The 10,374-nt window shown below is 59.5% G+C and carries 9 protein-coding genes and 1 pseudogene; 1 reads left to right on the top strand and 9 read right to left on the bottom strand.

The genetic code is table 11. The features are described 5' to 3' along the window. Nucleotide 1: 1 nt before the first annotated feature. Nucleotides 2-2,557, bottom strand: coding sequence for a penicillin-binding protein 1A (locus tag H6866_06025; GenBank protein USO06996.1), 2,556 nt, complete (start codon nt 2,555-2,557; stop codon nt 2-4). A gap of 86 nt (nt 2,558-2,643) precedes the next feature. After that, a complete protein-coding gene (locus H6866_06020) occupies nt 2,644-3,450 on the bottom strand; it encodes an entry exclusion 1 domain-containing protein (GenBank protein USO06995.1) in 807 nt (268 codons plus the stop codon). 257 nt (nt 3,451-3,707) lie between these two features. On the opposite strand from H6866_06020, the gene H6866_06015 reads away from it, so the two are divergent. Beyond that, a complete protein-coding gene (locus H6866_06015; GenBank protein ID USO06994.1) occupies nt 3,708-4,469 on the top strand; it encodes a hypothetical protein in 762 nt (253 codons plus the stop codon). Between the two features lie 72 nt (nt 4,470-4,541). On the opposite strand, the gene rplQ is transcribed toward H6866_06015, so the two are convergent. From rplQ to secY, 7 genes and pseudogenes are all read right to left on the bottom strand, one after another. Beyond that, nucleotides 4,542-5,099: a 50S ribosomal protein L17 gene (rplQ, locus tag H6866_06010; GenBank protein USO06993.1), complete on the bottom strand. Its 558-nt coding sequence runs from the start codon at nt 5,097-5,099 to the stop codon at nt 4,542-4,544. A 127-nt stretch (nt 5,100-5,226) separates the two neighbouring features. Beyond that, nucleotides 5,227-6,247, bottom strand: a pseudogene (locus H6866_06005) (DNA-directed RNA polymerase subunit alpha). 148 nt (nt 6,248-6,395) lie between these two features. Continuing rightward, the gene (gene rpsK, locus H6866_06000) at nt 6,396-6,794 is read right to left on the bottom strand and encodes a 30S ribosomal protein S11 (protein USO06992.1); all 399 of its coding nucleotides are present in this window, start codon (nt 6,792-6,794) and stop codon (nt 6,396-6,398) included. Between the two features lie 104 nt (nt 6,795-6,898). Continuing rightward, on the bottom strand, nt 6,899-7,294 hold the full coding sequence (gene rpsM, locus H6866_05995) for a 30S ribosomal protein S13 (GenBank protein ID USO06991.1): 396 nt from the start codon (nt 7,292-7,294) through the stop codon (nt 6,899-6,901). A gap of 201 nt (nt 7,295-7,495) precedes the next feature. After that, nucleotides 7,496-8,092, bottom strand: a complete 597-nt coding sequence (locus H6866_05990; GenBank protein USO06990.1) for a hypothetical protein — start codon at nt 8,090-8,092, stop codon at nt 7,496-7,498. Between the two features lie 55 nt (nt 8,093-8,147). After that, nucleotides 8,148-8,741, bottom strand: coding sequence for an adenylate kinase (locus H6866_05985; protein ID USO06989.1), 594 nt, complete (start codon nt 8,739-8,741; stop codon nt 8,148-8,150). Next, nucleotides 8,738-10,081, bottom strand: a complete 1,344-nt coding sequence (gene secY / locus H6866_05980) for a preprotein translocase subunit SecY (GenBank protein USO06988.1) — start codon at nt 10,079-10,081, stop codon at nt 8,738-8,740. Before secY ends, H6866_05985 begins: the two co-directional genes overlap by 4 nt. Between the last annotated feature and the right edge of the window lie 293 nt (nt 10,082-10,374).

The raw sequence follows: 10,374 nt of genomic DNA, 5'->3' as shown, positions 1-10,374 counted from the left end.
CCTAGTAAATTCCGCCGGTGCCGCGCAGTGCGCCTGCCCCCGCGGCAGGCGGTGGCGGGGCCTGAACCGTGCCGCCGGTTTCACCCGCACCGGCAGGCGCGTTGTAAGCACCCCCCGCATCGTCGGGTGACGCCGCATAGGGCGCAGGTTCATAGCCACTGTCGTCGCCTTCGGGTTCCCGGTCGCTTAAAAACGCTTCCATGATCGCCTTCGGATCGTCGGGGCTGGTGCGCTGGCCGGTCGCGGCGTTGACCTCGACCAGACTGATGCCGGGCGGGATGCGGAAGGGCACGGGCTCGCGGCCCTTGATATATTCGTTCATGAAAGCGCGGAACATCGGCGCCGCGACCATGCCGCCGGTTTCATGGCGGCCCAGCGGCTTGGGCGTGTCGAAGCCGACATACATGCCGACCACGATATCGGGCGTGAAGCCCATGAACCATGCATCGCGTTCGTCGTTGGTGGTGCCGGTCTTGCCCGCGATCGGCCAGTCGAGGTTTTTGAGTGCCATCTGCGCCGTGCCGCGTTTGGGCACACCTTCAAGGATATTCACCATCTGGTAGGCCACGCGCGGATCGGTGACCAGATCCTCATCCTTTTTCACTTCCGGCACCGGTTCGCCCGGCGCCCAGGCAATACGCGGGCCACAATCGGCGCAGGCACGGCTATCGCGAGCGTACACTGTCTTGCCCTCGCGGTTCTGAATGCGGTCGATGAAGGTGGGGGTGATGCGCTGGCCGCCATTGGCGATCATCGCGTAGCCGGTCGCGAGCTTAAGCAGCGTCGTTTCCTGCGCGCCCAGCGCGTTGGCGAGGTATTTTTCCATCGGGTCGTAAACGCCGAAACGTTCAACCGTCTGGGCGATGCGGTCCATGCCCAGATGCGCCGCCAGCCGCACGGTGGGCAGGTTGCGCGATTTTTCGATGCACACGCGGATGGTGGTGGGGCCGCCGTATTCACCTTCTTCGTAATTGCCGGGGGACCAAACGCCCTGACCATGCCCCATGGAAAACGAAATCGGCGCGTCAAGAATCCGGGTCGAGGGCGTGTAGCCGTCTTCAAGCGCGGCGATATATTCAAACGGCTTGAAGGCCGAACCGACCTGACGCTGGGCCTGTGTGGCGCGGTTGAATTCGGAGCGTTCGTAATCCCACCCGCCCTGCATCGCCAGCACGCGACCCGTATAGGGATCGATCGCGACCAGACCGCCCTGCACCGCCGGCACCTGGCGCAGATGCCAGAATTTGGCGTCGTAGGGTTTTTCTGGATTGGCCATTACATGGCCGCTGTCATCGAGTTCCGGAATATCCGCGATCACATCGCGGTCGAGATAGGATTCCGGTCCGGCCATCACGATGTCGCCAACATGCATCAGATCACCCGCCCATTTGACGTCGTCGGCGCTTAGGGGATGCTCTTCCCCCCCCGCGATGCCAAGGGTTATCTGTCCGCCGGATTTTTTGGTGACGACCGCGATATGCCAGTCCGGGAGCATGCCTTTTTGCATCGGCACATCCTGAAGCCGTGTTGCCCAGCCCGCGATGTTGTCGAAACGCGCGATGGGGCCGCGCCAGCCGTGGCGATGGTCGTACCGCGTCACGCCATAACGGAAGGCGCGTTCGGCGATATCCTGCAAATGCGGGTCGAGCGTCGAGCGAACCAGCAGCCCGTCGGTATAAAGGGACATGCTGCCGCGCTGTTCGGCCAGAAAACGTCGAATTTCCTCGGCGAAATAAGGGGCGCGCACCGCCTCGGCCCGTGCATCGCGGCTGACGGTGGAAAGCGGCTGCATCTGCGCCATCTTCGCCTCGTCGCCGGTGATGTATCCATCGTCCTCCATCCGGCCGATCACCCAGTTGCGGCGGGTCAACGCCTCGCCATGGCGGCGATCCGGATCGTAATTGTTGGGCGCCTTGGGCAGCGCGCCCAAATATGCCGCCTCCTCCACCGTCAATTCATCAAGACCCTTGTTGAAATAGGTCTGGGCCGCGGCGGCAACGCCATAGGCCCCACGTCCCAGATAAATCTGGTTCAGGTAAAGTTCGAGCAGGTGATCCTTGGACATCACGCGCTCCATGCGCAGGGCCAGAATCGCTTCCTTGAATTTGCGCGCGAAGCTGACCTCGTTGGTCAGCAACATATTTTTGGCCACCTGCTGGGTGATGGTCGATGCGCCGACCAGACGGTTGTCTGAGCCGATATTGCGCAGGTTGATCAATATCGCGCGGCCGATTCCGGTGAAATCAAGGCCTTCGTGTTTGTAGAAATTCTGGTCCTCGGCGGAAATGAAGGCTTCCTGCACGCGCTTGGGGATCGAGGCGATCGGGACGAAGACCCGCCGCTCCTCGGCGAATTCGGCCATCAGGCGGCCGTCGCCGGTATAGACGCGGGTGACCAAGGGCGGCTGGTAATTCTGGAGTTTTGAGAAATCGGGTATGTCGCCCGCGTAATTCTTGAGTAGAAAGGCGACAAGACCGAACACGCCGAGCAGGCCCAAAAACCCCATCGAGCAGAGCAACAGAAAACCACCGACAATACCGCGCCAAAAACCCTTCATACCGGGGTTCTTATTGCACGAAACGGCGGCAGGATAAAGGCAGGTTCATGATTTATCGCGCAGCAATTCAGATGCGCCTGAATGGGTCAGGCGCGGCGGGATTTCTTCAATCCGAACAGCGAGGCGAAAAGCGACGTTTTCTGGCCTTCCGGCGCGCCCGCATTCTGATTGCCCACCTGCATGGTGCGGAAAACAGGCCCTTGCGATTGGGTTTGAGATACGGGGGCGGACGTGGCTTGCTGGGCCGATGTCTGTGCCGTGGTGCCGCGCGCCCCGCCTTGCACCGCACCCTGTGCGGCAGACTGCGCCGCGGATGCACCGCCTGAAGGACGGGCCGCTTGCTGCTGCGGGCGGTTGCCGGACGCATCCTGCGTGCGCTGGGGCGCACGCTGGGGCGCGTGGTTGACCGCGCCTTCGCGCAGGCGGCGGGATTCCACTTGCTGTTTGCGGGCTTCCTCGCGCATCTGCATTTCGCTGATGCGCTCCTCGGCCTGTTTTTGTGAATACTGGCTGGTGATCAGGATCTGCTGCGCCTGTTTTTGCCAGAGATCGCGCTGAACCTTCAGATCCTCGATCTGGGATTGTGCGATGTCGGCCTGTTCCTGCGCCATGCGCACTTCCATTTTCAGGCGCTCGACCTCGATCGCATGGCGGGCGCGTTCAAGCTCCAGTTCGACGGCGGACGCGCCCGCGTCACCGGCGGGTGCGGCAGCGGCGAAGGACCCGCCTTGCGGGCGCAGGCCGAAAACACGTTCAAGTTCCGAAACGTCCACAAGGCGGCGCTGGTTTGCATCGACCTCGAAAGACAGCTTGCCCGCGTTCATGGCGCGCTGGATCGTCGATTTGGATTTTCCCGTGAGTTCCGCTGCGCGTTGCGCACCAACCTTGGCCATTTCGATCCCGGTCCTGTTTTTTTATTTGGAGTGACCTGCACTATAGCGCTGTCGCAATTCCAGCTTCAACAGTTTTCGTGACGCAGGACAGGCGCGTGTACGTGTTATCCACGCTTAAATCGGGGCAAATCAGGTGCATTTGCACCGTCTTGCACCGATATGACGCGACGCTGCGCAACAAGCGTGTAAAATTTGACAGATAAGTTCGTTTTTTGTTAAGTCCGCATGGAAGCAACTACCCCCGGAGGTGCGGAAACATGGCTGCCCATACAGCCCCGGAAAGTTTCATCCATGGTGCATTGGTCATCGCAGGCGAGGACGGCGGGACGGATTTGCGGCGCAGGATCCGCCGCGAGCTGGAATCACTTGACCTTACACCCGTGATCTACCCGACCGCTTATGACGCTCAACTGGCGCTGGGCCGCGAAACAGGCGGGTTTTGCGTTTCCGTCGTCAATGCCGCCTGTCTTTCCCCGTCTCTTTCACCTTCCTTCAATATTTCCGCGCTGCCTAGCCCGGTCATCGCGATTGCGCGGCACAGCCGGGTTGAAGCCGTGAAAGCCACCGCACCCGCAGGGACTCAGGTCATCGAACGCGGGTTCGTCAGGGGCGCGCTGGCCGATACCGCAAAAAAAGCGATTGGTGAAAGACGTGTGTTGCCCGATTTTTTACGGGGGCTGACCTGTTTTCCGGATTCATTGAATATCTTTTTCGACGGTTTGCCGCTGTGCGGCTTGAGCGAGCAGCAGGTTTTTGTTCTGGAAGCGCTTATCAAACTTCAAAAAACTGGCTTGGATCTTTCCATGCAAGCCTTTCAAAGCGCCACAAAGACACTTTATCAGATATTCAATAATGGCTTGCTGGTGCAGGTGACGGCTGAACTGGAATCCAGCCTGCCCAATCTAACGCAAGGCCGGTATGCGCTTGAACGCAACGTTTCGATGAAAAAAGTTTTGGGCGGGGGGGCGATGCCCAGACTTGAAAATTGTCGGCTGATTAAAACCCCGCCCGGCCCGTGATGTATATATAACAGCAAAACGGCCCCATGATGGGGCCGTTTTTTGTTCTGTAAGATCATCAGATCGGCGCGATCAGCCGCCGGACGCGGTGCGGCGCGGTGCCGAGGCCTTCGCCGTGGTCTGGCCTTTCGCCTTGGCGCCGCCCTTGGCGGATTTCGGCGCGCCGGCCTTTTTGGCGGGCGATTTACGCGCGGTTTTTTTCGGCGCGGCTTCGTCGCCTTCGTCCTCGTCGGTCACGACGGGGCCGGAATCGGCACCCTTGGCCGCCGGATCGCGGTCGACCAGTTCGATCACGGCCAGCGGGGCATTGTCGCCGTAACGGAAGCCCGCCTTGAGAATACGGCAATAACCGCCGGCGCGGTCGGCATAACGCGGCGCCAGCGTATCGAACATCTTGGCGACCAAGGTTTCGTCACGCAGGCGCGCGATGGCAAGGCGGCGATTGGCCAGCCCGCCTTTCTTGGCAAGGGTGATCAGTTTTTCGACGACCGGGCGCAGATCCTTCGCCTTGGGCAGGGTGGTGACGATCTGTTCGTGCTTGATCAGCGCCTGGGCCAGGTTCGCGAACAGCGCGCGGCGGTGGCCACGGGTGCGCGAGAATTTGCGGCCTTTGTTACGATGGGTGGACATTGCGACTTCCTTTCAGGTTATAAGCGGTCCGGGTCAAGGGTTTCCGCTGTTTTTTCAATTTTGAACCACGAAGAACACGAAGAAATTTTCTTTTAGTGCTCTTCGTGGTTTTATCACTTCATTCAATTCAGTACGGCTCTTCAAGCTTGCGGCGAAGATCCTCGATATTTTCCGGCGGCCAGCCATCGACCTGCATGCCGAGATGCAGACCCATGGTCGCCAGCACTTCCTTGATCTCGTTCAGCGACTTGCGACCGAAGTTCGGGGTGCGCAGCATGTCGTTTTCCGATTTTTGAACCAGATCGCCGATATAGGTGATGTTGTCGTTCTTCAAGCAGTTTGCCGAGCGGACGGAGAGCTCCAGCTCCTCGACCTTGCGCAGCAGGTTGCGGTTGAACGGCAGTTCCGGCGCCGCGTCCTGACGGGCGGCGGCGGCCTTCGGTTCGTCGAAGTTGATGAAGACCTGAAGCTGGTCTTGCAGGATGCGCGCGGCATAGGCCACCGAATCCTCAGGCGTTACGGCGCCGTTGGTTTCGATGCTCAGGGTCAGCTTGTCGTAGTCGGTGATTTGGCCAACGCGGGTGTCCTCGACCTCGTACGACACCTTGCGCACGGGCGAGAAGATGGAGTCGACGGGGATCAGACCAACCGGCGCTTCTTCCGGACGGTTCGCCGAAGCGGGCGGTAGCCCTTGCCGGTGTTGACCGTCAGTTCCATGTTCAGCTGCGCGCCCTTGTCGAGGGTGCAGATGACGAGATCGGATTCATGATCTCGATATCCGCGCCGGCCTCGATCATGCCAGCGGTCACTTCGCACGGGCCTTCGGCGGCGAGGCGCATTTTCTTGGGGCCTTCGACGTGCATCGCGATCGCGATGTTCTTCACGTTGAGGATGATGTTGACCACGTCCTCGCGCACGCCGGGGATCGACGAGAATTCATGCAGCACGCCGTCAATCTGGATCGCGGTCACGGCCGCGCCCTGAAGCGAGGAAAGCAGGATGCGGCGCAGGGCGTTGCCCAGCGTCAGGCCGAAGCCGCGTTCGAGCGGTTCGACAACAACGGTGCCCGCCGAACGCGTGTTCGGGCCGGCTTTCTTTACGTCGATCTTGGTCGGCTTGATCAGTTCCTGCCAGTTTTTCTGGATCATTTGGTATTTCCTTTCCGGTTAACGTCATCCGGTTCTTAGCCGGCCTCTGGTTAGTAATCGGTACTCGGGCGACGGATACCGGGATAAACCCTGATACCCGTCTTAATCACGATTAAACGCAACGGCGTTTGCCCGTTTTTGCGCCGTGTTACACGCGGCGGCGTTTTCTGGGACGGCAGCCATTATGCGGGATCGGCGTCACGTCCTTGATGTTGGTGATGGTGAAGCCCGCGGATTGAAGCGCACGCAGCGCGGATTCACGACCCGCGCCCGGACCCTTGACCTCGACGGTCAGTTCGCGCACGCCGTGTTCCTGCGCCTTGCGGCCCGCGTCCTCGGCGCAAAGCTGCGCCGCGAAGGGGGTGGATTTGCGCGAGCCCTTGAAGCCCATCTTGCCCGACGACGACCAGGAAATCGTGTTGCCCTGGGCATCGGTGATCGCGATGATCGTGTTGTTGAAGGTCGCGTTCACCTTGGCGATTCCGACCGGAATGTTTTTACGGGCGGAGCGTTTAACGCGCGCGGTATCGTTGTTTTGCTTGCTCATTGTGTTGTCCTTTTTTTACTCGCAGCCTTTCAGATTCCTCAGCCGCTCGTGTTGTCCTTTTTTACTCGCGGCCTTTCAGATTCCTCAGCCGCTCGTGTTGTCCCTTATTTTTTCGTGGCCAGTTTCTTGCCGGCGATCGCCTTGGCCGGACCTTTGCGGGTGCGCGCGTTGGTGTGCGTGCGCTGGCCGCGGACGGGGAGATTTTTGCGATGGCGCAGACCGCGATAGCAGGACATGTCCATCAGGCGTTTGATATTCAGCGAGATCTCGCGGCGCAGTTCGCCTTCGACCTTGTAGTTCTGGTCGATCTGTTCGCGGATGCGGTTAAGTTCGTCGTCGGAAAGTTCATTCACGCGCGGGAAGCTGTTCTTTTCGTAGTCGCCGATCTTGCACGCCTCAAGAATCTTGAGGGCCGAGGTGCGACCGATGCCGTGAATGTAGGTCAGCGCGATGTGCACGCGCTTGTTGGTGGGGATGTTGACCCCCGCGATACGAGCCATTTTTTTCTCCTTCGGCTGCGACCAGCCTTGGCTATTGCTTCGGCGTGGTGATGATCCTCGATTAAACAATACCCATTCCGCCGATTTCCGGCTGAAAACGCGGGTCCCCGTTTCCTTGGAATTGCGCGCAATATATGGGGGTGACCGTGGGGCGTCAATATAATTTTCTGTGGATAAAGGCGGATTCCGGCATTTGTTATGTTAACATTTCGGCGCAGGTTTGGGCCGGTCGCGCGGTGCCAGATATTTCTCGACCAAGCCCCGTTTGGCGAGGACCAGATTCACCTTTTTCACAAAGGCCACCCGGTCGGCGTTTTCGGCGTCCGGTTGTCGCAGATCCCGTGCCGTTAAAATGCCCTTCCGGCGCAGCACTCCTAGGACGCCTTCGGGGTCGTCGCGTAATCCGGGCTGGGAAAACAAGGTGTCGTGCAAAGCGCGGTCGACATGTTTGAGATGGCCGGTATACAGCAGCCCCGCCCGGATGTAGTCGTCGTATTCCGCGCACAAAAAACCGAACGGGTCACGTGAACCCGTGAATCCGCCCGTATGCGGCAAGGTACGCGCATGATCGCGCCACAGTAATTTGCGCCGGCCCACCGGGTAAAAACGCAAACCCGTTTCGGGGTGGATGACGTATTCTGGCGTATGCGCGAGCAGATCGACATCACTTGCCACGACCATATCCAACCATTGGGCAAGTTCATCGCGCCGCGCGGGATCGGCCAGACCGCCGAACATCTCGATCAGATCAAGGATGCGCGCGCCGATGGCTGGCGTGGATTTCGGACGGACGTTCATTCCATCACGCGTAACGGCCGAACAGCGTGGGTGTCAAAATGCGTTATGTCGCAGGCTATTTCAGGAAGGCGGCAATCTGCGCGGCCACGGCATCCACGGTTTGCATTCCGTCGATGCGATGGAGCGTGTTTTTCTGCGCATAGAAAGGCGACACTTCGGCGGTGTACGTCTTGTATTCGCGGATGCGGCGCATGACCGTTTCCGGGTTGTCGTCGGCGCGCACCGGCTGGCCTGCGGCGGCGCATTCGGCCGCGCGTTTTTCGACGCGCGCGACCAGAATCGATTCATCGACCACAAGGTCGATCACAAGATCGATCGCGCAGTCCTTTTTTGCCAGCATCGCATCAAGCGCCCTCGCCTGCGGGATGGTGCGCGGAAAGCCGTCAAAGATCACGCCCTTCGCGCAATCCGCGCGCGCGATGCGGGTTTCGATCATTTCGATGATGATGTCGTCGGAAACCAGCTGCCCCGCGTCCATGATCGCCTGAACCTTTTTTCCCAGTTCGGTGCCTTCCGCGCGTTCGGCGCGCAGCATGTCGCCGGTGGAAAGCTGCTTGAGGCCGTATTTTTCCTCAAGGATGCGGGCCTGCGTGCCCTTGCCCGCGCCGGGCGGCCCCATCAGGACGATGTTGAGCGGACGTACGCTCATCGGCGGCTCCGCAGGCGTTGCTTGCGAATCAGACCTTCATACTGATGGGCGATCAGATGCGCGTGGATCTGCGCGACCGTATCCATCGTCACCGATACCACGATCAGCAGCGAGGTGCCGCCGAAGTAAAACGGCATCGAAAACTTCGAGATCAGGAATTCGGGCAGAAGGCAGATGAAGATGATGTACAGCGCGCCGATGGCCGTCAGCCTTGTCAGGACGAAATCAAGATATTCCGCTGTCTGCTGGCCCGGACGGATGCCGGGGATGAAGCCGCCGTATTTTTTCAGCATGTCGGCGTTTTCCTTGGGGTTAAAGACGATCGCCGTATAGAAGAACGAGAAAAACGCGATCAGCAGCGCGTACAGACCCATGTAGACCGGCTGGCCGTGTTGCAGACTGCGCGCGATGCTTGAAACGATTTCGCCGCCGCCCGCGCCCGCGAATCCGACCAGCGTCACCGGCAGCAGCAGCAGCGAGGAGGCAAAGATCGGAGGAATGACGCCGGAGGTGTTGAGCTTCAAGGGCAGGTGCGAAAGCTGGGCCGAGGCCATTTGGTTCGCACCGACCTGACGGCGCGGGTATTGCACCGGAATGCGGCGTTGCGCCCTTTCCATGAAAACGATGAAAACGACGATCGCGATCACCATCGCGAAAATGCCGAAAAGCACGATGAAATTGAACTGACCCTGACGGCCGAGTTCAAGCACGCTGGCCACCGCGCGCGGCAGTTCGGCCACGATACCGGCAAAGATGATCAGCGAGGTGCCGTTGCCAATGCCGCGCTGGGTGATCTGTTCACCCAGCCACATCAGGAACACGGTGCCGCCGACGATGGTGATGACGGTGGTGATGCGGAAAAACAGACCCGGATCAATAACTGCCGAACCGTTCGGGCCCTGCATATGTTCAAGCCCGGTGGCAAGACCCCAAGCCTGCACCGCGGCCAGAATCACGGTCAGGTAACGCGTGTATTGGTTGATACGGACGCGACCGAGTTCGCCTTCCTTTTTCACCGCCTCCAGCGAAGGAATCATCGAGGACGCAAGCTGCATGATGATCGATGCCGAAATATACGGCATGATGTTCAGCGCGAAAATCGTCATGCGCTTGAGCGCGCCGCCGGAAAACATGTTGAACATGTCGAGGATGCCGCCCGCCTTTTGCGAGTAGATCTGATTCCATACCGAAAGATCGATTCCGGGCAAGGGGATGTGCGTGCCGATGCGATAAATGATCAGCGCGCCAAGCAGATAGAGGATGCGCGATTTGAGTTCAGCCGCCTTGGAAAAGGCGCCCCAGTTCATTTGCGATGCGAGTTGTTCGGCAGCCGATGCCATTTGCACATACCTTGATCTATTTGCGGTTCCGTATTTGTGGCCAAACCTTAAACGGGCGGCCCCGGGGGGTCAATGCGACTTTATACGCGTTTGTTGACAAAGCCGCGGCGGTTCGGGCAAGGTGTCATTCATGAACGCTGCATCGTGCACCGCAATCGCCATCGCCATCGCAACCGGCCGATTTTATTACTGGTATTCCCTTTAAGGGTCTGCCGGTTTTAGCGTTCAATACCCCGAACATCGCATAAAAACCAAAGGCCCGCCGGACCGGAAAGGGCCCTTTCGCACAACAT

The organism is Rhodospirillales bacterium (genome assembly GCA_023898805.1).
GTDB lineage: Bacteria > Pseudomonadota > Alphaproteobacteria > Micavibrionales > UBA1664 > UBA6145.
The sequence above is the reverse complement of the archived record's forward strand: the minus strand, read 5'-3'. Positions and strand labels throughout refer to the sequence as shown.